Consider the following 25,158-nt stretch of genomic DNA (forward strand, 5'->3'; position numbering starts at 1 on the left):
CATTCCAGTATTGCCGTTTATGAGTAAATTATGCTCCGTTTTGAAAGATGTTACGAAAAAAAAGAGCCTCCGGCCGCAGAAAGCAGCCAGAAGCTCTTGCCTATGTATCCGGTTATTTATCTGGGGAGATAAATAACTTGGCCAACGGAGATATCCTGATCATTCAGACGATTCAAAAGCTGCAGCTCACGCGGATTCAGCTGGTAACGCTTGGCAATCGACTCCAGCGTATCTTCCCTTTGAACGATGCACATTTTCAGCTTTCTGAACTCTTGCGAGCTTGTATGGTTTTGAAGAAACAGCCGTCTCCATTCAACCGCATCAATTCTCGCTTCCTCAGCAAGCGCAGCTTGCGCTTCTTCTTCCGCTTTTCGCTTATCCGTAAGGTACGAGCCTGCTTTGGAAAGAAGCGATTTGATCCCGTAAGGATTGAGATCGGTCGCCTCAGTCGCTTTTTTGCCAAACGCGACTTTGAGATCTTTCTTCTCTTCCGTAACCACCGTGCTCTCGGGATGGGGAGTCACCTTCAATTCTGTTTGTTCGATTTGAATGACCGTTTCACCATCATCCTGCTGCTCCTCTTCCTGAATAGCAGGCATTGTTGGTACGGATGCAATAGGCCCAAGATCCTCTAATTCAGGCACAGGCTGAACCGCGGGCGGTTCTTCGTACATTGGCGCTTGTACAGCAGGCTCCTCATAGACCTGTGGAGGGGCTGGCGGCTCGTTCCGCGGGATCCCAACTTCATGGGTGAATGTTACTTCCTCTTCTTCACGCCAGCTTTCCAGCGGAACCGATACAATCTCGACGCCCTGCAGCGAAAGAACACCGGTCACATTCAGGCTTCTGGCCGACAAGAGATCAATATCAAAGTTCTCAATCTCAACCTGAATATCTTCTACACGATGAATACGATTCAAGGGCAGCGTGATTTCGACCGGAATCAAGTGCTCCAGGGATCGAGGCGTTCCTCCCTCTTCACTGGCATAATTGCCGGTAAGCAGCAAATTCCCCTTCAGGATGGCCTGATCATCCAGCGTAAGCACTTGAATATGAGGCAGCAATTCCACATCGTTCAGCTCTTGGATCCCCGCCAAATCTTCCTGCAAATGAACGCGTTCATAGATATCGAATCTTAAACCTGGTTGTTGTTCAGACACCGAACGAATCCTCCCTTCCATCTAACCCGCTGCTGGACACACAGACGGATTGTTTGGCCATTTACTTGTTTGTCTCTAAAAGTATATGGATGGGAAGGGCCAGGCATGACTACATTTTTGAGCTACGTCACTTCTGTGATCAGCTGCTGCAAATCTTGCGGCAGCGGCGCATGAACTTCAATCTGCTTCTGAGTGATCGGGTGATCGAATAAAAGCCGCTCTCCATGCAGGGCTTGGCGATGAAAGAAACGAGACGAACCGCCGTATAAGGCATCTCCCATCAGCGGATGACCCAGATGACTGAGATGGACACGAATTTGGTGAGTTCTGCCCGTATCCAGTTCCAATTCAACCAATGCAGCTTTCTTCATCTGTTGAAGCACCTTAAAGTGCGTGACCGCTTGATCCCCGCTAGGCGTCACTCTGCGTTTACCAGATTGGTGGCGATCCTTGCCAATAGCTTCATCAATCGTTCCTTGCTTCGAACGAAATACCCCCTCGGCTACGGCGACATAACGTCGATCAATCCGTTTATCCCGCATCGCCTCATCGAGCAGGACATGGGCCCACTCATTTTTGGCATAAAGGACAGCGCCGGTCGTATCTTGATCTAGACGGTGTATATGCCGAATCGCACAAGCTTGGCCTGTCGAGCTATAGTAATAGGCCACAGCTGAGGCCAACGTGCCGCCCTGCCCAGCTTCTGCGGGGTGCACAGACATGCCCGCAGGTTTGTTCACGACCAGACAGTAATCATCCTCATAAAGAATTTCGATCGCCAAGCGCTCTGGTTTATAGGAGGGTTCTTCGGAAGGGAATAGGCGTATTCGGATGCTCTCCTCTTGAACGCGAATAAGCCCCTGCGACGCTAGTCGCAGAAAAAACTTGCGCGGAACCGGCAGGAAAACAGCCAATTCTTCGATGGCCCCTGGCTTAAGCGGCTTCCACATGGCATTAGGCAACGGCAGCTCCAGCCATTCACCGCTGCGTTTCCCCACCATCATGAGCGTGTCCCTTTGCGAAAAGCCAGAAGGATAACCAGAAGCAAAAGCAGAAACACAAAAACAACGGCCATAAGATCTATTGGAAAATCAAAAAAATAATAGCGTTTCATCGTTTGAAAAACTCCTTACACGAATAGGTATTATGTACACTTTATTTTAACAATTACCAATAACAATTGCATGTGAAAATATGATAATATATATCTAGTATTGATTTTTTTCGACATTTATACTTCAAAATAGATTAATAGAGCAGGAGAGGAACATCTTTGAGTAGTTCAATATTAGATCATTTCCGCAATTATAGTTGGCTGAAGCGCATTCTTCTTATTATTGCCGTCTGTACGTTTCTTAGTTCAAGCTTTTTATTTCTAACACCGCCAGGCGAGTATATTCGTGAATATCTGGCCAAAACAGTCATTACTACGCAGCATCGTGATTGGGCTTGGATTTTCGTAGGTGCTCAGCGAAGAGATCAAATGGTGCTTGAAATGCAAAATTTAACCGAGGTCAACTCTGTTGAAAAGCAAGATTTGAAGGCTGTTCAATTCAACACTAATCGTCCACTAGAAAGTCTAGTGAAAGTAGAAGATATATCCGGACAATTCTGGAAAGGCAAGAAAATGTATGTGTATGATCCACGTACGATTCGTGTCGTCGTTCCCGCCAAGCAAGGAGAAGGCGAGCGAATTACGGCGATGGTTCAGCGTACCGGAGCAGTTGCGGGCGTTAACGGCGGCGGATTTAATGATCCTGACGGACTTGGAAACGGGTTTGCGCCAATTGGTGTTATTATGTCCGGCGGCGAAATTCTGTATACCGACCAAGAAGGCAGCATCGCGCAGCAGATTGTCGGATTTACCAAAGAAGGCACACTGATCATCGGGAAATATACGATTAATGAACTGCTGAGGCTTGGTGTTTCGGACGCCGTGTCTTTCTATCCTCGTGTTATTGCCAACGGCAAGCCGCTCATTACCAGCGGTGACGGAGGCTGGGGACGCGCCCCTCGTACAGCAGTTGGACAAAAGGCCGATGGAACGGTTATCTTCATCGTGATCGATGGCCGACAAACCAGCAGTGTGGGGGCAACCCTGAAAGAAGTCCAAGATATTTTCTTAGAGGACGGCGTTATTAATGCCGGCTTCCTCGACGGAGGAGCTTCCTCCGAAATGGTTTACAACGATGAATTGATTACGAAGCCATCCAGCCGTTACGGCGAACGTCGTCTGCCTTCTGCTTTCTTGGTTTTCGATCATCCTGATGAAGTAAAGGTCAAGAATGTATGGGAAGGCCTTAAGACGATTGATCCAGGTGGCGCCTATGACCACCCTGATTTCTTGAAGGAACAGGCAGAGAAGAAAGCCAATCCGCCGAAAACAACACCGAAGCCTACAACAACGACTACGCCAACGCCAACGGGGTCACACAAGCCTGAATCCAGCGGCGAGCCAGGCAAGAATGGCACAGTGCCAAGTCCTGAGGGAACGGATGCAGGCACCGGTAAACCAGGCACGTCTGCGAAGCCGGAAACGTCTCCTTCCGCTTCCATCAGCCCGACGCCAAGTCCCGGGGCCGGCGGAGGCAATACAGCAGGTACAGGAGGCTCCTCAGCAGGAGCTTCCCCAACTGCTAAGCCAAGCGCGACACCTATTCCGAGCATGGCACCCGTACCACCTGCAAGCTCAGGCAATACAGCGCCTACACCATCACCCACACCTTCAACACCAGTAAAAACTAACTAATCTTTACATAGCAAAAGACCTGGCCAGCGTATAGCGGCCAGGTCTTTTGTTTTTATAAACGCTGCAAGGCAGTGCGTTGTGCTTCGATCGTTGCCTCAATATCTTCGTCCGAGTGGACCGTAGAAACAAACATGCCTTCAAATTGTGAAGGAGCTACAGAAACTCCAAGGTCCAGCAAATGGCCAAAATAGGCATTAAACTTCGCGAGATCCGACGTTTTGGCCGTCTCATAGTTCGTAACCTTCTGCTCTGTGAAGAATGGACAAATCATCGAACCTACACGATTGATCGTGCTTGCTACACCCAGCTCCGAGGCATTGCGGACAAAGCCCGCTTCTAGCTTCGCTGATTTGCGTTCCAGTTCCTCATACACATTGGGTTCTCCAAGCAAGGATAATGTCGCGTACCCCGCTGCCATGGCAAGAGGATTGCCTGATAAGGTTCCTGCTTGATAAATGGGACCAGCAGGCGCCATATGTTCCATAATGTCCAGTCGACCGCCGTAGGCGCCGACAGGAAGCCCTCCACCGATGACTTTGCCCAAACAAGTTAAATCCGGTGTAACCCCATATAAGCCCTGCGCACAATTCTTATGCACCCGGAAACCCGTCATCACCTCATCAAAAATGAGCAATGAGCCGTACTTAAGGGTAATAGCTCGCAAGCCCTCAAGGAAACCTGCCGCAGGAGGCACGACGCCCATATTCCCGGCAATCGGTTCAACGATCAGAGCAGCGATTTCTTCGCCGAATTTCTCGAACACCAGCTGTACAGAAGCCAAATCATTATAAGGAACAGTTATCGTATTAGATGCCACACTAGCCGGTACACCTGGAGAATCAGGCAAGCCCAGCGTAGCCACGCCAGAGCCTGCTTTGATCAATAAGGCATCCGCATGTCCGTGGTAGCTTCCTTCGAACTTCACAATCTTATCGCGCTTCGTATAGCCGCGGGCTAATCGCAGAGCGCTCATCGTCGCTTCCGTGCCCGAGTTCACCATCCGAACCATATCAATGGATGGGACGCGTTCAATGACCAGCTTAGCCATCTCTGTTTCCAGAAGCGTCGGTGCGCCGAAGCTTGTCCCCTTCTCTGCTGTAGCTTTAATTGCTTCCAGCACAACCGGATGGGAGTGACCCACAATTAATGGCCCCCATGACCCGACGTAGTCAATAAATGTATTGCCATCAATATCGGTGACACGAGAACCTGATCCTTTTTCCATAAACATTGGCGTTAAGCCGACCGATTTAAAGGCCCGCACGGGACTATTTACGCCGCCTGGAATCACCTTCTTGGCTTCTTGAAAAGCTGCCGATGAGCGCGTGTCGATTCTGCTCGAATTTTCCATAATTTCATACCCCCGTTAAGCGTTCTATGTTAAAATGAGTTGAAATCATTCCTGATAAAGGCGGTCCCCCTCATGCTGGAAACCATCCAAAAAGTACCTTTATTTTCCCAATTAAATGCGGATCAGCTGAATGCCCTTGCCCAGATATGTACCAGGCGCTCCTATAAGGGAAACACGATTCTGTTTGCTGAAAAAGACGCCGGCTCTGTCTTTTATATGGTGCTTAGCGGCTCTGTCAAAATCTATACTGCCAGTCATACCGGCGAAGAGAAAATACTGTCCATCTGCAAAGCAGGCGAAAGCTTCGGCGAGCTATCTCTGATTGACGGCAAGCCGCGCTCCGCTTCTGCCCAAACCCTCGAAGACTGCCTTCTGCTCAGCCTGACAACCCATAATTTCCTTGAACTGCTGCGCAGCCATTTTGACATTGCGCTTGGCATTATGCAAGAACTCAGCAGCCGGCTTCGCGATACGAATCAACATGTGCATGACTTAACCTTCTTGGATGCAAGAACCCGCGTCATCAAAAGCTTGATTACGTTAGCCAATAAGCATGGCTTGCGCAGCGGAACGATGATCACGATTAAGCTCATGCTGAACTTTGACGAAATCTCTCAATTAGCCGGCGTGCAAAAGGCTGCTCTCATGCAAGTCATTCGTGATCTGGAAGAAAAAGCAATCCTGACGATCTCACCTTCTGAATTCAAGCTGGATTTAGCCAAGCTTCGTTAGATCAGCGGGCAGCTGCAGCCACTTTTTTAAGCTCGTTCCCCGTGAAGTCAGCAAGCTGCCAAGCAGCTTCCTTCCCTTGCCGGATGCAGTCTGGCAGACCAACGCCGTGGAATCCTGCCCCTGTTATGAACACGTTTGGCATGAAGGCCGCAAGCTCCTCACGAAACTGAGCAACCTGCTCCAAGTGACCAACTGGGTACTGCGGCATCGAGTTTAGAAGGCGCGTGACTTCCGTAAAAAGCGGCTCTGCCGTTAACCCAAGCAGCTCACGAAGATCGTGACGCGCTTTGCTCACGAGCTCCTCATCTGACCAGCTTGGCCACGATTGCTCGCCGGATCGGCCGATATAACAACGCAGCACCACTTTCCCTTCCGGAGCCGTATGCAGCCACTTAGCGGAGGTTAGGGTACAGGCGGTAATCGTCAATCCCTCGCTCCTAGGCACCAGAAAGCCCGATGCATCAAGCTCAAAAGGAATATCCTTGCGATCAAAGGCCATAATTACATTCGCAACCGAAATGTAGTCAATCTTCTTAAGCTCACTTGCTGCCGGCAAATCAGCCAACAGGGGAGCAGCTTGATAGGTAGGCGTTGTCAGAATGACGCCGTCAACAAGTTCCTTGTGTCCATCCTCGAAAATAACCTCGGTTCGCTGGCCTCTTTGCTTAAGCTTCGCTACGCCGACCCCACTGCGTAAATCAATAGATTCCAGCGCTTCCACTAAACCTGATACAAGCGTTTGAAGCCCTTTCTTGAACGTCACGAAAACAGAATTGCGCACGGCTGAAGGCAGATGAGCGCTCTCCTCTGCTACATTTTTCCGACTCGCCATCATTCCTAGAATTAAGCTTCGATGGTTCTGTTCCATGGATCGAAATTGAGGAAATGTCGCTTTGAGACTCAGTTTAAACGTGTCGCCCGCATAAATCCCCGCTAACAGCGGTTCTACAATGCGTTCCAACACTTCTTTCCCCAACCGCCGCTGCAGAAAATGTCCAAGCGATTCATCTGATGTCACCTCACGCTTTGGCAGCATCAAATCCATTGCAGCTCTTACCTTGCCGACTGGAGAAATGAGTCCAGTTTTCATGAATGGCGTCATTTGCGTCGGGATGCCCAGCACTAAGCCGGGCGGCATGCGATGCAGCTTCCCTTGACGAACGATATACGTTTTCTTGGCTGCTGGGTTCGTTCCGGTCAGTTCATGCTCAAGTCCAAGATCATAGGCCAAATCAATAATTGGACGTTTGCGCGCGAGGAAAGAGTCCGGTCCCTTCTCAATGACGAAGCCGTCTCGTTCAATCGTAGAGATTTTTCCTCCGAAGGCTGCACCCTTTTCAACGACAGAAAGGCGAAACGCTCGCCCCTCTGATTCCAACCGTTTCTTTAGATAAAAAGCAGCGCTTAGCCCCGTGATCCCCCCGCCAACAATCATGTAGTGAGGAATGTCGGTACTCATTTCGCAGCCTCTTCCCATTTGGTATAAACAACATCACTCAATGTTTCCATGTAAAGGGGATCTGTATTCAGAGATTCCGTTCGCTCCAAATGCAGCCCCAGCTCTTTGGCCAAAGCCTGTGCTTCGATATCAATATCGTAAAGAACTTCCAGATGATCCGACACAAATCCGATCGGACAGAGCAGAACGTTCTTCACGCCTTCTTCTTTCGTGATCGTACGCAGGACATCGAGGATGTCTGGCCCAAGCCATGGCATCGCCGTTTGTCCAGCGCTTTGCCAGCCAAACTGCCAATTCGTGAGACCGACGCGTTCCGCAATCACTTTGGAGGTAGCGAGCAGTTGATCCGGGTAAGGATCTTTTAATTCAAGGATTTTCTCCGGCAAGCTGTGTGCAGTGAAAATAACGCGCACTTCATTCCGATCTACATCCTTAAATTTCTCCAACGCATTGTTCACGCGTGTGCTAAGCGCGTCCACAAGCTTGGCATGGAGATGATAGTCCAGCACGAAATCAATCTTTAGACCAAGCGCATCAGCTTTGTCCTTCGCTCTTTTCACGTATCCGCCGACACTCATCGTTGAATAATGCGGAGCTAGAACGACCCCTATGGCTTCCGTAATGCCGTCTTTCACCATTTGTTCTACGCCGTCTTCTACGTATGGCTGAGCATGCTTCAGACCCTGATAGCACACAAATTCCACCTCAGGATGCTCGCTGCGCAGTGTTTCCTCAAGTCCTTTGACTTGTTTATTCGTATTTTCGCGCAAAGGGAAAAACCCTCCCACGATAGCCTCATAGCGTGCTGTTAATTCATGCAGCTGCTCAGGCGTTGGCGGGTGACCGCGTCTAATATGGGTGTAGTATGCTTCTACTTGATCTAAGCTTTCCGGCGTACCGTAAGACATCACTAATACACCAATCCGACGTTTTGTCATCTTAAACACCACTCTTTTCTGCTTGCTGAGTTAAGACCGAACGGGAATACGTATGAATGAACGTTGTCAGCTCCTTCAACTTCTCCAGCGACGCTTCAGGGAACAACCCATGACCCAAGTTGAAAATATAACCCGGCTTCTGAATTCCCTCATCGATAATCGCTTTCGCCTGCTTCTCAATGACAGACATTGGGGCTGTTAAAATATAGGGATCCAAGTTGCCTTGCACAGCGTATTGATCGCCTACGCGTTCTCTGCCTATCGAAATAGGAACTCGCCAATCCAAACCAATTACATCCGCTTGAATCCCTCTGAGGTAAGGAAGCAATTCACCTGAGCTCACACCTGGGAAGTAAATCTTAGGCTCTTTTAAATCAGAAAGCTCTTGGAAGATCCGCTTCATCGTCGGCAAGACATACACTTCAAAATCGGCAGGAGAAAGCGCGCCAACCCAGCTGTCAAATACCTGAACGGCTTTGGCGCCGGCAGCAATATGCGCACGCAAATAGGTGATTACCATATCCCCAAGCTTATCCATCAGGGCAAACCAAACAGCCGGTTCCGAGTACATGAGCTGCTTCGTACGGATATAGCTTTTGGACGGCCTGCCTTCTATCAAGTAGCTGGCAATCGTGAATGGCGCTCCAGCAAATGAGATCAAAGGAACCTCAAGCTCCTTGTCCAAAATACGAATCGTCTGGATAATATGCGATAAATCTTTCTCCACATCAATCGGACGAAGTCGCTCCACATCTTGTGCGGTGCGGACCGGAGTATGAATAACGGGACCTACATCTTTCACAATGTCAAAATCGATTCCGAGTGAGGCAACAGGATTCATAATATCGGAATATAAAATGGCTGCATCCACACCCAGCTTCTTAATGGGCATCATCGTCACTTCAGCAGCAAGTTCCGGTTGCTGACAAATTTCGAGCAGTGAATATTTTTCTTTGATTTTGCGATAATCCGGGTCATAGCGTCCAGCTTGGCGCATATACCAAACAGGCAGCGTATCCACCTGTTCCTTGCGGCATGCTTTAATAAAATTGTCGTTGTAGCTCATGAGGCACCTTCCTCTTTTTCCGTGAAACTTTAGGTTTCCATCTATTCTCATTCATTATGCCCTAATTATACCCCTGTCACAACTGAGGTAAGCTTGCGTTTTGCGACAAAAGTATGACAAAAGAACCACCCTCCCCTAAGCGGCAGGCTTGCCAATTTCCTGAAGAAACTGCTCGCTTATACCTTCTGGGGTGAATGGTTCGAATCCTAGGATTACTTATTTGACAAATAGCGGGCAATGTCCTTGGCAAAGTACGTCAGGATAATATCGGCACCTGCGCGTTTGAAGCTTACCATCGTTTCCATAACGATCGCCTCTTCATTGACCCATCCTTGCTGTGCAGCCGCTTTAACCATGGCGTATTCCGCACTCACGTTGTAGGCAACCACGGGCAGATCGAAATTATCTTTCAACATGCGAATAACATCCATGTAAGCTAGCGCAGGCTTCACCATCAGGAAATCGGCGCCTTCAGCGACGTCGCTTTCAGCTTCCCGCAGCGCTTCGCGCCCATTCGCAGGATCCATTTGATATGTCTTCCGATCTCCGAATTGCGGCGTTGAATCCGCAGCATCTCGGAAAGGCCCATAATAAGCTGAAGCATATTTCACGGAATAGGCCATAATTGGCGTATTTTCGAAACCTGCTTCATCCAGACCTGCGCGAATAGCATGTACATAACCGTCCATCATGTTCGATGGCGCGATGATGTCCGCTCCCGCTTTGGCTTGCGAGACCGCTGTGCGTACCAAGAGTTCCAGCGAAGGGTCATTGGCAACATCAGCAGCTCCCGTCAGAGGGTGATGATGAATCACACCGCAATGACCCGTATCAGTGAACTGACATAAACACGTATCGGCAATAATAAGCAAATTCGGGTTTAATTCTTTAATAAGACGAGCCGCCTGCTGAACAATCCCCTCATCCATAAAAGCCGAGGTCCCTGTTGGGTCCTTGAAATCCGGAATACCGAACAGCAGGATGGCTTGGATGCCCAGCTTCGTAATTTCTTCAATTTCTTCATGAACTCTGTCCAATGAAAAATGGTACACGCCTGGCATAGAAGCAATCTCTGATTTGACGTTCGTCCCATGGGTGACAAAAATAGGTTGTACAATGTCATTCACCGTCACTTGGTTTTCACGAACCAAATTACGAATAGCAGCGTTGCCGCGCAAACGGCGGTTGCGAACAATTGGAAAACTCATGATGAAATTCCGCCTCCTTCTTAAGGACCAGTTATACTTTGAACAAGTGAAGCAACGGTCGCCTCTTCAGCCATATACGTAATCGGAAGACCGTATTGACGTACCGTTTGGGCCGTCTTGGGCCCGATACAGGCGATTTCAACGCCTTGCAGCAAGGCTAGAGGATCTTCCGCACCAAGCTTGCGCAAAGCCTCAATTAAATTGGTTACAGTAGATGAGCTCGTAAAAGTAATAATATGAATACTTTGATTCTGCAAAAGATGAATGATTTCGTCGCCATCATCGGCCGTCAGTACATTCTCGTACACATCGACCTCTGTGACCTGGAGTCCTAACTCTTTGAGCTTCGCAGGCAAATAATCGCGCGCCAGATCTGCGGTTGGCAGCAAAACGTGCTGACCGGCTTTCAGATCGGGTTGAATGGCTTCTAAGATGCCTTCACCATGAAATTTGGCTGGAAGTACGTCAGCCAAGATGCCTCGCTCTGCAAGCGCTTCTGCGGTCTTAGGACCAACCGCAGCAATGCGAGCATTCCCCATCTTGCGAATATCTATCCGTTTCTCGCGGAGTCTCTTGAAGAAATACTCAACCCCATTGACGCTGGTCAGAACAATCCAGTCGAACTGCTGCAGCCTGTCCAGCGCTTGATCCAGCGCATCCAGCGCCTCAGGGCGGCTTGGCGACTGCAAGCGAATGACTGGAAACTCGACGGCTTCGCCTCCCAGATCGTCAATTAAATCCACAAGCTCGCTGGCTTGGCTTCTAGCTCTCGTGACCAGCACTCGGCGTCCAAACAGCGGCTTCTTCTCTACCCAAGCCAGCTTCTCGCGAAGCTTGACAACCTCACCGACGATAATGACCGCCGGTGATTTGAAATTGGCCTCTCTGACTTTCTCGGTAATGTCAGCCAATGTTCCGGTAATGGTCGCTTGATCTGCCCATGTGCCCCAGCGAACTAAGGCAACAGGCATCTCAGGCGGCTTCCCGCAGCGAATCAATTCGCGGCAAATTTGCTCCAGATTCGCTACCCCCATCAAGAAAACCATGGTGCCAATCGCTTTGGCAAGATGCTCCCAATCCAAGCTGGAGTATGTTTTGTTCGGATATTCATGCCCCGTAATAATGGCAAAAGATGAAGTAAAGTCACGATGTGTAACCGGAATGCCCGCATAGGCCGGTACCGCAATCGAGGAAGTAATCCCCGGGATAATATCGAAAGTCACCCCGTTGTCCGCCAGCAGTTCAGCTTCTTCGCCAACCCTTCCGAAGACACTGGGATCGCCACCCTTGAGCCGTGTGACGATTTTCCCTTGCAGCGCCAAATCTACGAGCAATTGATTGATTTCTTCTTGTTTTAATATATGTTTATCCGGCAGCTTGCCAACGAAGATCAGCTCAGCGTCCTCTCTGCGATGCTTGAGCAGCCGAGGGTTCGCCAATCTATCATAGACGATGACATCCGCTTTCTGAATAGCTTCCATACCGCGAATCGAAATCAATTTAGGGTCGCCAGGACCGGCGCCAACGAGAAAGACTCTGCCTTTGCCCATAGGGGTCACTCCCTTACCTCAGCGAGGATAGTTTCAGCTCCTTGCGCGATCAGCTTATCCGCGATCAGCTTGCCGAGCGCTTCCGGGTCATGCCCGGAAGCGGATTCCTTCAGCATGGTCACGCCATCCGGCGTCCCGACCATGCCCGTTAGCGTGAGCAGCGGTCCTTCTGACCCGCTGCTCTCTTCGCTTACGCTCGCGTAGGCGCCGAGCGGCACCTGGCAGCCTCCATTGAGTCTGCCGAGGAAAGCCCGCTCTGCTCGCACCGCGAGCGCAGTAGGCTCATGCTGGAACTTGCCCAGCAAGTCCAGTATGAAGGCGTCGCCGCCCCGGCACTCGATGCACAGCGCCCCCTGCCCTACGGCAGGGAGGCAGATCTCGGGCGGCAAGTACGCGCTGATGCGATCCTGCCAGCCGACCCGGTGCAAACCGGCAGCGGCCAGCATAATCGCATCGAAGTTCTCTTCTTCGAGCTTGCGCAGCCTCGAATCAATATTTCCGCGGACCGACTCGATGCGCAGGTCCGGGCGGTAGTGCTGCAGCTGGCTGGCGCGGCGCAGCGAGCTTGTTCCGACGAGCGCGCCTTGCGGCAGCTCGTCCAGGGAGCTAAATCCGCGAGTAATGAGCGCGTCGCGCGCATCTTCTCGCTTCGGTATCGCTCCTACAACCAGCCCTTCGGGAAGCTCGAAGGGCATATCTTTCATGCTGTGGACAGCCATGTCAATATCGCCGTCTGTAAGCGCCTGTTCGATTTCCTTCACGAACAATCCCTTGCCGCCTACCTTGGATAACGTCACATCCAAGATCCGATCGCCTTTGGTCACTATTTTCTTAATCTCGAATTCACAAGCGATCCCATGTTCAGCCGCAAGCTGTTTCAAAAGCTCCACAACTTGTCCTGTTTGCGTTAGAGCCAGTGCGCTTTGTCTTGTTCCTACAATGATAGTTCTCATCTCTATCCGCCCTCCCTGTTACTCTCTATCGAAAATCTTGATTGCTGACCAAGCAGCTAAGTCAATCCCAGCTTCGCCTGTTCGTCCATTCGGCCATGCAGCATTCTCCAAGGCCGTATAGAGCGCTTCCTTCCAAGACGCGAATGTACCCTCGCGAATTTTGTCCAGCACGTTCCATTCCAGCATGTCTTTAAACATGCGTTGTCTAGCTTGCTTGTCCGGCACCCTGCTTTGAATGAACAGGCGCAAGTCGCTCAGAAATTCCAAATAAGTCTCATATTCCTCGCCATATAGCTCATCTAACTCCCGGACAATTTTCCGCGCTGCCGATGGGCTAGCTCCACCGGTTGAAACAGCGATAACCAGCTTGCCTCTGCGAACGACAGAAGGCACGATGAAAGAGCTTAAGCGAGGCTGATCCACAACATTAACCAGCTTCCCTTCTCGTGACGCCAGCTCGCCTATTTGAGCATTGACCGCAGCATCATTCGTTGCCGCCACGACCAAGGTATAACATGATTTCCTAGCAGCTTCGCCCTTGATCAGTTCTTCAGCGAACGTCTGCCTGAGCAGAACTACGTTGAGGTGGTTATCCAGCTCCGCAAGACCCTCGGTGAATTCCGGACTGACCACTGTCACTATAGCCCCTGCTTGCAGCAAAGCATGCGCTTTGCGTTCCGCAATAGGACCTCCTCCGATTACCAGACACTGACGAGCGGACAAATTAACCATAATCGGATACGGATGATTCATCGACTCAGCTCCATATCCAGTCGTGGAAGCCCGAGAAGAAGTTCGAAACGACGAAATTCAGCACAACGATCAGGAAAGCCGCAAGGTTCCATGCTGCCAGCTTGTAACCCGAAATACGCATGGACTTCCGCTGGAATAAATAGAAGGCATAGGCAGCAAGTACAAAAAAAGAATTAATCACTTTGGGATCATACAGCAAGCTCTGATTCCCTTGCAGAACTACCCAGACGACACCAAGACTTAACGCCAGAAGCAGTAATGGGGCCCCAATAATAACGGAAAAGTAGGCATAATGATCAATTTTCTCCAGCGACGGCAATCTCATTACCGTTTGGGAAAACTTCTTAGCTTTCAACATCTTATGGAGAAAAACGTACATGCCTGAGAAAATGGCGGCAATTGAAAAAGCGGCGTAACTGCCAATAGCCAGGGTGATATGTATAAATAATAGCTCATCGTTAATGTCCCAGCTGGCACGAATTGGCGTTACATGCGGATTTCCAAATACATTTAAAGCTAAAATGGCAAAGCCGAGCACATTGACAAAAAATACAAACAATTCAATGCGGAAAAATCGATTGATCAACAACGAAATGGTGACAATCAACCATGAGAACATAAAAAGGACATCGGTTCGGGCGAACGCCCACTCGGTCAAATGCCCGTATAAGTTAATCGCTAAATAGGCGGTCTGTAGAACCCATACAAACAAAAGCAGCCCCGTCCCCATCCGTTTTGCACTTCGGTTCGCATTGGCGAAGTCCGAAAAGTAAAACAATAGGCTCAGGGCATACATATAAATCATCGCATCAAACAACCAGCTACGTGTGACCATGGCACCTCTCCTAGGCGATTAGCGCCTTTTTTCTCAAGATTGTGCTAGAACATCTGCGGTTTGCAGGCCGCGCACGGACAACTTCTCTTCCAGCTGCTGCTTGGCTTCCAGCGCTTTTTGCCCAGCTTCTCGCTCTTCTGCTAACTGATTGGCTTGCTCTTGCTGTTCAAGTGTCTCTTCGAGGGCGAACAATTTCGTGAATAGCTCCAGCGCTTCATCACCATGACGTTCCCCGGCCATTTCCTTAATGCGGAGAATCGGATCGCGCAGCACTTGATTAACGATGCTTTTCGTTAATTTGCGAATGACTTTAATTTCACGTTCGTCCAGCTCAGGCAGCTTCTTGAGCATGCTGTCCATGGTCTCTTCATGAATCAGACTTGCTTTGGCTTGCAGCGCATTGATCACCGGGCTGACGCCTAACGTTTTGGTCCATTGTTCAAAAACACCAATTTCCGTTTCGATCATCGTTTCAATCTTCGCTGCTTCTTTTCTTCTTTCTTGCAAATGTTTGTCAACAATGTGCTCCAGATCATCAATGTCATAGAGGAACACGTTTGGCAAATCGCTGATTTGCGGATCCAAATCCCGCGGCACCGCAATGTCCATCATGAAGAGCGGACGCGATTTTCTCTTTTGCACATGGGATTGAAGGTCATTTTTGGTCAATACATAGCCCGGTGCTCCCGTTGAGCTGATAATAATATCGACTTCCGGTAAATGTCCCAGCATATTATCCACGGTACATGGAATGCCGTTGAACTTCTGCGCTAATTCCACAGCTCGTTCGAATGTCCGATTGACAACGATGACTTTGTTCGCCCCGTTCGCATACAGATGCTTCACGGTCAGCTCGCTCATTTTGCCGGCGCCAATAATCATAACCGTTTTGTTCACATAAGAGCCAAATATCCGTTTGCCCAGCTCTACCGCAGCATAGCTGACGGAAACTGGGTTATTGCTGATTCCTGTTTCGGAATGCGCTTTTTTGGCGAGAGTTACCGATTGCTTAAATAAAGTATTGAAATAAGCGCCGGTAGCTTTCATTTTTTGAGATGATAAAAAAGCATCTCTGACCTGTCCGAGGATTTGGGTCTCGCCGATAACCATGGAATCCAACCCGCTTGTGACTCGGAACAAATGATCGATGGCCTTCTCATTTTCGTACGTATATAAATGTTTTTGGAACTGATCCTTTTCGACTTGGAACCATCTTGAAATGAAATGTGTCAAATAGTGACTGCACAACTGCGGTCGATCCACGACAGCATAGATTTCAGTACGATTGCAGGTGGCGACAATTACACATTCCAAGATGCTTTTCGTTTCTTTCAATTCTGCTATTGCATTCGGTAAATCGGATTCGGAGAAAGCGAATTTCTCCCGAATTTCCACTGGGGCTGTCCGATAATTCAAGCCGACTGCGATGATATGCAAAGGTACCACCTGCCTTTCGATCTATTTCTATGAACCATTATAGCACAGCAAAACCGGCATTCCGACAAATTTTTTGTATAATTTATGAATGCTTCTTTCTGCTCGTTAGTTTTCACAGCATTCGTCTCCTATATACCTTCACAGGATTAATAACCTGTTTATTGCAGCATTTTCTTACGCAAAAATTGGGTTAAATCACGATCCAGCTCGGCCAGCTTCGTATTTTGCGAGGAAATGATATCCCCATTGGAGGCCATCAGCTTTTCATAAATCTCATACATGCTCTTGTATTTCTGTCCAACTTCCTTCAACGTCTGCAATTCGTCCGGCTTAAACGCCCGCTCCCCGCCCACCTGAAGTCGCTGCAGGTACTGTGTGAGCTGAATCATGCTATCGAGTGGAGTCAAATAGTCATTGCCGCCTGCTGCCAGTACAAGGCGTTCATGCGTATAGCCAGCCGAATACAAGGCCTGCTTGCTTGCCTCCAAGCCATTTGTTGTTTTGCTTTGACCCGCTTCCTCCACATAACTCTTCAGAAGCTCCATCTGAAATAATGATACTTGATATAGCAGATGCGTGGCATCGTGCTCCTCTTTGTGAGAACCCAGCGTATGTACAAGTTGATACAAAGGCCAAATAATGAGAAAAAGCACGATGCTGTAGATCACCGTCTTCCTAATTATTCTCGGTTTCAATCCAATCCCCCGCTTCCCTGTTACTTAGACATGTGTCGCAATAACAGTGTATGGGCAGGAGGACAAACAAATAACCACGGATTTCTCCGTGGTTATCGTTATTGTTATGTGCAGACTCTTATTTAACAAGCTCTGCTTGCTTAATTTCAGGAGTTTCTACTTTCAATTCACCCATTCCGCGAACTAGTTTCTTCGCATAGAATGTTTCTGGTTTCAATACGGATACCATGAAATCAATTGCTAATTGAGGGTCCACTGTCTCACCGCAAGTATAACAGTCAAGCGCGGCAAAACCTCTCTCAGGATAAGTATGAATGGAGAGATGACTCTCGGACAACATAACAAGTACAGTTGCTCCTTGTGGTTCAAATTGCTTGGATTGTACAGATAGTACGGTTGCTCCGCATACCTCGGCAGCTTCTACCATCTGAGCTTGCAGCCAATCTGCATTGTTCAGAAGTTCGAAATCTACCCCCCAAGTATCTACAGCAACGTGTCTTCCGAAAGTTGAGTATTCTGTTTCCATCTTTCGGTTCCCCCTTCCTAGGAATAAAATGTCTGAAAAAAAATTTCATCCGCTAGGACCTACGTCATTCACTTCCCGAGGGTATTATCTCTCGCAACATTCAATGTCCTGAGTGAATCCTGGTTCCTATATTGTTTTCAACGAGAATAAAAATAACATCTATCGACGAGAAATGCAATAGTTTTTTTTGCCAGTGCCTTTCTTTCGAATGGATGCCACATCTAATGTATGTCGAAAAGGCCCTTCCGGTTCGCCCAAACAAAAAAGACCCAAGCTTGGGTCTTTAAGATTTAGAGTATATGTGTGGTTAAGCCTCCAGGATAAACAAACGATGTGTCAGTTCATTGAGGCGAGTATCAATCTGCTGATGTTCTTCAGGCTCCTGCAGCGTATTGCGCATATCAAGAAGATGGTTGATTTGATCATAAATCATCTCGATCTCTTGCTCAACTTCTCTCTTCTGAAACATTTGCTGCATAAGACCAATTGTGTCTCTGTACTCATAAATGACCGTTACTAATTGTCCTTTGACTTCCTCAATCTTGACGACTGTTCCACGTTCATAGTAATAAACCATCGTATAACTTGGATAAATCCGGTTTACTGTGGCGCTCCCTTTGAACTCAGAAACCGCTTTGCGCATTAAATTAGCCATTAGAGTATTGCTTAATCTGCAGGATCCTGTACATTCATATAGGCCCGATTTCTTTTCAAATGAAAGGATGATTTCTTGACCTGCTCCATCTTGAAAAACAACCTCTTGGTTGCCATTTTCCAAAACTTTCACTTGCAGTGTCACTTGATGATCCACGAACATTTGAAAAAACCTGAACATCTCGGCTTCTGTTAACTGGAGGCAGGTTTTGACATATTCAGTCGCTAACCTTTGTGCCATAAAAATCCCTCGATTCTTTGTTTTCAAGCCATTAACTCTTACCTTGCTTATTATTATACTACATGCGCACTTAATATTCCTGCGTGCAATTCATGATAATCAGCCAAATATTCTGAAAAAACCAAGGAAATACGGAATGCCAGCAAATTTTCACCAGAAAACCTCACTATCCCGCGAACTTCTTCTAGATTTTCTCACTCTTTTAACGTCATACTCCTCCTTACACAAAAAACCGCCCTCTGAATCAGGACGGTTGTTCTTCGTTTGCGATTTCAATTACTTCTTCTTCAGCCGTGGGCTCGCCATATGCGATAGCTTGTTCCAAAATGCCCCATAGCTCGTCTTTGCCAAGCCCAAGCTCCGAGGAGAACATCAAAGGCTGGACGCCTTTATCCATTCCCAGTGTCTCGCGCACGATCTTGATGTGCTTAGACCATCTGCTCTTAGGAATCTTGTCCGCTTTGGTTGCAATGACTATGACAGGAACATCATTATGCCGCAGCCATTCATACATCGCCTGATCATCTTTGGAAGGAGGGTGACGCAAGTCCACTAATTGCATGACTAGGCGCAGAGTTTCCCGATTCATCAAATAGCTTTCAATGAATTTGCCCCACTGTTCCCGCTTCGTTTTGGATACTTTGGCATAACCATAACCGGGAAGATCGACAAAGTATAAGTCCTGATTAATTTTATAATAATTTAACGTTTGGGTTTTACCGGGCTGCGAGCTGGTTCTAGCCAAATTCTTGCGGGAGATCATGCAGTTAATGAGTGAGGATTTCCCGACATTAGAACGCCCTGCCAGAGCAAGCTCTGGCAAGGCATCCTCTGGATATTGGCTAGGTCCAACCGCGCTGATAATAAACTCAGCTTGATTGACTTTCATGAATGTTCAGCTACTTTCTATGGTTATCCAACGTGAGCAGGGGGCCTGTTCTTGACAAGCGCATGTTCCAGCACTTGATCCATATGACTTACTGGAATGAAGGTCATCTCTGCGCGGACACTTTCTGGAATTTCTATAATATCTTTCTCATTATCCTGCGGCAGCAGGATCGTACGAATACCGGCCCGATGTGCGGCGAGCGCCTTTTCTTTCAAGCCGCCAATCGGCAGCACGCGGCCGCGAAGCGTAATCTCACCAGTCATCGCCACTATGCGCGAAACCGGAATATTCGTCAACGCCGAAATCAAAGCCGTAGCCATCGTAATACCGGCGGATGGACCATCCTTAGGAATGGCGCCTTCCGGGATATGAATATGAATATCGTTTTTCTCATGGAAATCAGGCGCGATGCCCAGAACATCGGAACGTGAGCGAGTGTAACTGAAAGCAGCTTGCGCGGATTCCTTCATCACATCACCGAGTTTGCCTGTCAAAGTCAATTTGCCTGTTCCAGGCATCACCGTAACCTCGATGACCAAGGTCTCTCCGCCGACTTCTGTCCAAGCAAGGCCCGTTACAGAACCAATCTGGTCTTTCTCCTCCGCGACGCTGTAACGGAACTTCATAGGACCAAGATAGTCCTTCAGGTTCTCTTCCGTAACGTGAACAGGTGTTGCAGGGTCTGATACGATCTTCTTCGCTGCTTTGCGATTCACGCCAGCGACTTGTTGTTCCAGGTTGCGAACACCAGCCTCACGCGTATACTCGCGTACAATTTTCATTAATGCCGCTTCATCCACAACCAGTTGCTCTTCTTCAAGTCCATGGTCGCGCTTCTGCTTCGGCAATAGGTACTTCTTCGCAATCTGCAGCTTCTCAATTTCCGTATAGCCGGGAATATAGAGAACCTCCATCCGATCTAAAAGAGGGCGTGGAATGTTGTGCACAGCATTCGCCGTCGTCACGAACATAACATTGGACAAGTCAAATGGAACTTCAATGAAATGATCACTAAAAGTGCTGTTCTGCTCGGGATCAAGAACTTCCAACAAGGCCGATGCCGGATCGCCGCGGAAATCCATCGCCATTTTATCGATCTCATCCAGCAAAAATACCGGATTGTTGGCTCCTGCATTTTTCATTCCTTGGATGATCCGCCCAGGCATGGCTCCCACATACGTGCGGCGATGGCCGCGAATCTCAGCTTCATCTCGAACCCCGCCAAGCGAGATACGGATAAACTGACGGCCCATGGATCTTGCGATAGAGCGGGCTATGGAGGTTTTCCCAACCCCCGGAGGCCCTACCAGACAAAGGATTGGCCCTTTCAGCTTTTTGACCAGCTTCTGAACCGCCAAATATTCCAGCACGCGTTCTTTGGGCTTCTCAAGGCCAAAATGGTCCTCGTTCAAGATTTCTTCCGCTTTGATCAGATCCAAATCATCGTCCGTTTGCTTGCTCCAAGGAAGTGCCAGCAGCCAATCGATATAGTTGCGAATAACGCCGCCTTCCGCAGATGTCGCAGGCATTTTCTCCAGACGGTCGATTTCCTTCTCAACCTTCTCGCGAACCTTATCCGGCAATGCAGCTTCGGTAAGCTGGCTGCGAAGCTCGTCAACTTCGCCAGCCCGGCCTTCCTTATCGCCAAGCTCCTTCTGGATGGCTTTCATTTGCTCACGAAGGTAGTATTCCTTCTGAGTCTTCTCCATCTGTTTCTTCACACGCTGACTGATCTTGCGTTCCAATTCCAGCACTTCTCGCTCATTATTCAAGATATTGAGCATTTTCTCGAGACGCTCTCGTACATCGACAGTCTCCAGAATATCTTGCTTATCTTTAATTTTGAGCGACAAATGACTGCATATGACATCGGCTAAACGCCCTGGTTCATCAATATCTGAAACCGCGGCCAGCGTTTCTGGTGTAACCTTTTTCGATAAATTAATGTAATTCTCAAATTGGTTCAGCACCGTTCGCATGAGCGCATCGATCTCTGGATCTGTAATTTCCTGCTCTGGCAATTCTTTGGCAGTGACTTCGTAATATTCATCATTCGCAAGGTACTCTACAATCTCAGCACGCAACACGCCTTCCACTAACACACGGATTGTTCCATTTGGCAGCTTCAGCATCTGTCGCACCTTGGCAATGGTTCCGATGCGATAAATATCCTCTTTGGAAGGTTCTTCGATGTTGATCTCAGATTGAGAGCAGAGGAGAATCATGCTGTCATCCACCATTGCCCGTTCGAGTGCTTTAACCGACTTTTCCCGCCCTACATCCAGATGTAGAACCATGCTCGGGTAAACCAGCAGTCCCCTTAGAGGCAATAGCGGCAATCTGCGCACCTTGATTTTTCCGGGTCCCATCCTCTGCACCTCCATATATATGGATCTTTGATTCCAAGATCAAAGTCTCTCATTTTTTGTATCCCTTTGTTGCCCTTTACATTTTAACAAAACTGCAAACAAAACACCAATCAGCACCTAACGCATGGTGTAAGGTATTTCGAATATCCTTTTTAAGAATCAATCGTATGCTGGGAATTAGCATGCAGGATCGGCAGCGATGCAGCGGAAACGCCTCTCTCCGTTGCGAATGGCAGCGGGATGACATTGTCATGAAGCTCGATACCAAGCGCAACACTCAGCACTTCTTCTATGGAGTCTGCCGCAATAACCTCTACTCCAGGCAAATCGGCGAATAGCTCCTGCCAATTTTCCTTAGGAATGATGACTTTCGTTGCCCCGGCTTGGAAAGCTGCTTCCACCTTGGCTACAACACCGCCAACCGGTTTCACCTTTCCGTGGATGCTCATTTCTCCCGTCATCGCCAGTTTATTATCAACAGGGATTTTATGTAGCGCAGACGCAATCGCCGTTGCCATCGAAACACCGGCAGATGGACCGTCGATCGGCACGCCGCCAGGGAAATTAATATGCAGATCATAATCCGATGTGTTGAATCCAAGCTTGCGAAGGACGGTCAACACGTTCTCCACTGACCCACGGGCCATACTTTTCCGGCGGATTGTACGCGAGCCTCCCCCCATCTCCTCTTCATCCACAACACCGGTAATATTAAACTTGCCTGTTCCCGCTGCAGCAACAGGAATGGCTGTCACTTCAATCTCAAGCAGGGTACCCAAATTGGGGCCATACACCGCCAACCCGTTCACGAATCCAATTTGAGGCTGGGCAGGCACTTTGCGCTCGGGTCTTGGCGGAATTTGCGAAGAATTGACAACCCATTCAATGTCTGCCGCAGTAATCTCATCCCGCTTATCCGTCAAGGCAATTCCCGCGGCCAGCTGAATAACATTCACAGCTTCACGCCCATTGGTTGCATATTTCATGACAACTTGAATGGCTGCCTCACATTTCTTAAATCCAATCTTGTCGAGCGCCTTCCGCGCAATCTCACCCACCTCGCTGGGAAGAAGGGGACGGAAAAAGATTTCCAAACAACGCGAACGAATGGCGGGAGGAATCTCGCTAGGCGTGCGAGTCGTAGCCCCGACCAAACGGAAGTCCGCTGGAAGTCCATTCTGAAATATATCGTGAATATAGCCTGGAATATTCGTATCTTCGGAGCTATAGTAGGCACTCTCCAGAAAGACTTTGCGATCCTCCAGCACTTTTAATAATTTGTTCATTTGGGTGGGATGCAATTCACCGATCTCATCGATAAACAAAATACCGCCATGCGCTTTCGTCACTGCCCCCGGTTTAGGCTGGGGAATTCCAGCGACGCCCATCGCGCCTGCCCCCTGATAAATCGGATCATGAACAGAACCGATCAATGGATCAGCAATGCCTCTTTCATCAAATCGGGCCGTTGTTGCATCAATTTCAGTGAACTTCGAATCCGGCCTGAAAGGCGATTCCTGGTTCCTCTTCGCCTCTTCCAAGACGACACGAGCAGCAGCGGTTTTCCCTACACCCGGAGGGCCATAAATGATCACATGCTGCGGATTTGGACCGCACAAGGCAGCTTTCAGAGCTTTCAGTCCTTCAACCTGACCTACGATGTCCTGCATCGAGGAAGGTCTTGTTTTCTCCGATAACGGCTTCGTTAAGGAAATGGATCTCAGCTTTCTCAGCTTCTCCAATTCTTTTCTGGATTCTCTATCGACAGCAGAACGGTTCGTCTGTTGATTGCGCAGCAAATTCCAGAAATACAACCCGATAACAACAGCAAAAAACACTTGAATTACCATTAGAATGATACTTAAACTCATTTTTTTACCCTCCTTAGAGATTTGCTTCGACAAAACGGTCCTACGATAACATCCATTATTCCCGTGTAAAAGAAGGTTAATCCAATCCATGCAAACTTTTGCAGGATGTATGATCCCCCCCTTGCGGAAGAAGGATAAGAGTAGATATTCATGCAAAAGGATGTGGCGTCTTGAAGCAAATGTTGCTTATTCTACTTTCCCTTTGCCTTTGTACGGCAAACCTAGAGGCATACGCTTCTGCGAGTGATCCACTTATGCCAAGCGCTGACGTTCTCATTGACGTAGGGCATGGCGGGATCGACAGCGGAACATTAGTTGGCAAATATGAAGAGAAAGACCTGAACTTAGCAATCTCAAAAAAAACATATAAGCTTCTTACTAAAAAAGGTTATCGTGTCGTCATCAACCGAACCAAGGACTACGCATTGAGCGAAGACAACAAATGGTCATACGGCGGGAGACATCGCAAAGATCTAGCTCAACGCTCTGGCATCGCCAACACAGTCAAGCCCAAAATGATGTTAAGTCTTCATATCAATTGGTCTAGAAAGCCCAATAGCCGAGGGCCCATCGTCATTTATCAGAATCAATCCGAAAGTATTCTCATTGCTCAGCTCCTGCAAGAATCGCTCAACCGTGTGTATGGGATGGAAGAATTGCCTATTCTCGGTAAGAAGTACTACGTCCTTAAAAACACAAAATGTCCCACGGTCATTGTTGAGCTCGGCTTCCTATCCAACAAGACGGATCGCAAGCTGCTGACTTCCGCACATCATCAAGCAAAGCTTGCTGAGGCGATCACGCAGGCCGTGGAACGATATTTTGCCATGACACAGCCTAAGCCTAATTAGTGCTGCGTTTCATTGTTTGCGAAATCGAAACAAAGGTGGCTTCCTTTTGAATGGACGGGATTGCCTCTTTGATCACTTGCGCGGTTTTTTTGCCCGGTGGCCCCACATGACCGATAGCAATAACCATATCTCTCTCCTGGATCATTTTTTTGAGCCTGGTCATTTGTTTGCTGATATGGCTGTACGTATATAAATCATCGAAGAACAGCTGATTTTCGGAGAAAGGGACTCCCTTCGGTCCTGCCAGCTTCCCGATGACACTTTTGGGCGTTGTGCGGCTGTCCAGAAGCACGAGGTTCCTTTCTTTGCAAATATCAACGAGAATTTTCATGATTCTTTCATCAGCCGTCACCTTAGAACCCATATGATTATTGATTCCTATCACATAAGGAATATCCTCAATGGCCGCTACAATCCGCTTGTGAACCTCTTCGTCGCTTAGATCCGTTGTAATGGCTCCAGGTCCCAGCCAGCTCTTCTTGCCCCTCACTGGCTCCATAGGAAGGTGCAGGATGACTTCATGACCCTTATCGTGCGCTAACTGCGCATCTTGTTTGCTTGATGGCAGAAATGGCATAACAGCGACGGTAAAAGGGATAGGGAGTTCCAACATCTCCTTGGTTCCCTCCATATTGTTGCCAAAATCATCAATGACGATGGCAACCTTCTTCATTGTCATTTCGGCAGCAGGCTTAGCCGGCTTCTTCCCATCCGATGCTCCTATCTGTATAGGCAGCATAAGCAGGCCAACTCCAATGACACTTGTCAGGGCAATTACTCGCATAGATGCATATTTGCTTTTCACATTCATAGTCATTCTCCTCGTTAGTAAAACTTAAGTAAATTGAGCAAGCTTTCCAGTTTCACTCAT

Annotated in this window: 22 protein-coding genes; 3 read left to right on the forward strand and 19 right to left on the reverse strand. The window is 48.4% G+C overall.

Features of this window, described 5'->3' with window-relative positions:
- Positions 1–116 precede the first annotated feature (116 nt).
- Positions 117–1,160 carry a LysM peptidoglycan-binding domain-containing protein gene (locus BC351_RS33120; protein WP_167388050.1) on the reverse strand — a complete coding sequence of 348 codons (1,044 nt, stop codon included), beginning with the start codon at positions 1,158–1,160 and terminating at the stop codon, positions 117–119.
- Between the two features lie 122 nt (positions 1,161–1,282).
- Positions 1,283–2,164 (reverse strand): RluA family pseudouridine synthase, encoded by an 882-nt coding sequence (locus BC351_RS33125; RefSeq protein WP_208629878.1) that lies wholly within the window; start codon positions 2,162–2,164, stop codon positions 1,283–1,285.
- Positions 2,165–2,433: 269 nt separating this feature from the next.
- On the opposite strand from BC351_RS33125, the gene BC351_RS33130 reads away from it, so the two are divergent.
- Positions 2,434–3,909: a phosphodiester glycosidase family protein gene (locus BC351_RS33130; protein ID WP_079419095.1), complete on the forward strand. Its 1,476-nt coding sequence runs from the start codon at positions 2,434–2,436 to the stop codon at positions 3,907–3,909.
- Between the two features lie 52 nt (positions 3,910–3,961).
- Here BC351_RS33130 and hemL read toward each other — a convergent pair whose 3' ends face one another.
- Positions 3,962–5,260, reverse strand: coding sequence for a glutamate-1-semialdehyde 2,1-aminomutase (gene hemL / locus BC351_RS33135; protein ID WP_079419097.1), 1,299 nt, complete (start codon positions 5,258–5,260; stop codon positions 3,962–3,964).
- Between the two features lie 72 nt (positions 5,261–5,332).
- Here hemL and BC351_RS33140 point away from each other — a divergent pair, with 72 nt between their 5' ends.
- Positions 5,333–5,992 carry a Crp/Fnr family transcriptional regulator gene (locus BC351_RS33140; protein ID WP_079419099.1) on the forward strand — a complete coding sequence of 220 codons (660 nt, stop codon included), beginning with the start codon at positions 5,333–5,335 and terminating at the stop codon, positions 5,990–5,992.
- 1 nt (position 5,993) lies between these two features.
- On the opposite strand, the gene hemG is transcribed toward BC351_RS33140, so the two are convergent.
- From hemG to lonB, 15 genes are all read right to left on the reverse strand, one after another.
- The gene (gene hemG, locus BC351_RS33145; RefSeq protein WP_079419101.1) at positions 5,994–7,451 is read right to left on the reverse strand and encodes a protoporphyrinogen oxidase; all 1,458 of its coding nucleotides are present in this window, start codon (positions 7,449–7,451) and stop codon (positions 5,994–5,996) included.
- On the reverse strand, positions 7,448–8,389 hold the full coding sequence (hemH, locus tag BC351_RS33150; RefSeq protein WP_079419103.1) for a ferrochelatase: 942 nt from the start codon (positions 8,387–8,389) through the stop codon (positions 7,448–7,450). Before hemH ends, hemG begins: the two co-directional genes overlap by 4 nt.
- A 1-nt stretch (position 8,390) precedes the next feature.
- Complete coding sequence (gene hemE / locus BC351_RS33155) at positions 8,391–9,455, reverse strand: uroporphyrinogen decarboxylase (RefSeq protein ID WP_079419105.1); 1,065 nt, start codon at positions 9,453–9,455, stop codon at positions 8,391–8,393.
- Positions 9,456–9,667: 212 nt separating this feature from the next.
- On the reverse strand, positions 9,668–10,663 hold the full coding sequence (hemB, locus tag BC351_RS33160) for a porphobilinogen synthase (RefSeq protein ID WP_079419107.1): 996 nt from the start codon (positions 10,661–10,663) through the stop codon (positions 9,668–9,670).
- A 20-nt stretch (positions 10,664–10,683) separates the two neighbouring features.
- Positions 10,684–12,213, reverse strand: a complete 1,530-nt coding sequence (cobA, locus tag BC351_RS33165) for a uroporphyrinogen-III C-methyltransferase (protein WP_079419109.1) — start codon at positions 12,211–12,213, stop codon at positions 10,684–10,686.
- A gap of 5 nt (positions 12,214–12,218) precedes the next feature.
- A complete protein-coding gene (gene hemC / locus BC351_RS33170; RefSeq protein WP_079419111.1) occupies positions 12,219–13,166 on the reverse strand; it encodes a hydroxymethylbilane synthase in 948 nt (315 codons plus the stop codon).
- Between the two features lie 18 nt (positions 13,167–13,184).
- Positions 13,185–13,919: a precorrin-2 dehydrogenase/sirohydrochlorin ferrochelatase family protein gene (locus BC351_RS33175; protein WP_079419113.1), complete on the reverse strand. Its 735-nt coding sequence runs from the start codon at positions 13,917–13,919 to the stop codon at positions 13,185–13,187.
- 4 nt (positions 13,920–13,923) lie between these two features.
- The gene (locus tag BC351_RS33180) at positions 13,924–14,754 is read right to left on the reverse strand and encodes a cytochrome C assembly family protein (RefSeq protein ID WP_079419115.1); all 831 of its coding nucleotides are present in this window, start codon (positions 14,752–14,754) and stop codon (positions 13,924–13,926) included.
- Between the two features lie 33 nt (positions 14,755–14,787).
- The gene (gene hemA, locus BC351_RS33185) at positions 14,788–16,191 is read right to left on the reverse strand and encodes a glutamyl-tRNA reductase (protein ID WP_079419117.1); all 1,404 of its coding nucleotides are present in this window, start codon (positions 16,189–16,191) and stop codon (positions 14,788–14,790) included.
- A gap of 158 nt (positions 16,192–16,349) precedes the next feature.
- Positions 16,350–16,886: an S-adenosylmethionine decarboxylase gene (locus BC351_RS33190; protein WP_144028600.1), complete on the reverse strand. Its 537-nt coding sequence runs from the start codon at positions 16,884–16,886 to the stop codon at positions 16,350–16,352.
- A 118-nt stretch (positions 16,887–17,004) separates the two neighbouring features.
- Positions 17,005–17,412, reverse strand: coding sequence for an adenosylmethionine decarboxylase (speD, locus tag BC351_RS33195; RefSeq protein WP_079419122.1), 408 nt, complete (start codon positions 17,410–17,412; stop codon positions 17,005–17,007).
- A 307-nt stretch (positions 17,413–17,719) separates the two neighbouring features.
- The gene (locus BC351_RS33200) at positions 17,720–18,307 is read right to left on the reverse strand and encodes a non-ribosomal peptide synthetase module (protein WP_079419346.1); all 588 of its coding nucleotides are present in this window, start codon (positions 18,305–18,307) and stop codon (positions 17,720–17,722) included.
- 244 nt (positions 18,308–18,551) lie between these two features.
- A complete protein-coding gene (yihA, locus tag BC351_RS33205; protein ID WP_079419124.1) occupies positions 18,552–19,196 on the reverse strand; it encodes a ribosome biogenesis GTP-binding protein YihA/YsxC in 645 nt (214 codons plus the stop codon).
- Positions 19,197–19,219: 23 nt separating this feature from the next.
- A complete protein-coding gene (gene lon, locus BC351_RS33210; protein ID WP_079419126.1) occupies positions 19,220–21,565 on the reverse strand; it encodes an endopeptidase La in 2,346 nt (781 codons plus the stop codon).
- Between the two features lie 152 nt (positions 21,566–21,717).
- On the reverse strand, positions 21,718–23,436 hold the full coding sequence (gene lonB, locus BC351_RS33215) for an ATP-dependent protease LonB (RefSeq protein WP_079419128.1): 1,719 nt from the start codon (positions 23,434–23,436) through the stop codon (positions 21,718–21,720).
- Positions 23,437–23,615: 179 nt separating this feature from the next.
- On the opposite strand from lonB, the gene BC351_RS33220 reads away from it, so the two are divergent.
- Positions 23,616–24,287 (forward strand): N-acetylmuramoyl-L-alanine amidase family protein, encoded by a 672-nt coding sequence (locus BC351_RS33220; RefSeq protein WP_244209262.1) that lies wholly within the window; start codon positions 23,616–23,618, stop codon positions 24,285–24,287.
- Here BC351_RS33220 and BC351_RS33225 read toward each other — a convergent pair.
- The gene (locus BC351_RS33225) at positions 24,280–25,098 is read right to left on the reverse strand and encodes a divergent polysaccharide deacetylase family protein (protein WP_244209256.1); all 819 of its coding nucleotides are present in this window, start codon (positions 25,096–25,098) and stop codon (positions 24,280–24,282) included. The genes BC351_RS33220 and BC351_RS33225 overlap by 8 nt on opposite strands.
- Between the last annotated feature and the right edge of the window lie 60 nt (positions 25,099–25,158).

This window comes from Paenibacillus ferrarius, assembly GCF_002027705.1.
Classification (GTDB): domain Bacteria; phylum Bacillota; class Bacilli; order Paenibacillales; family NBRC-103111; genus Paenibacillus_E; species Paenibacillus_E ferrarius.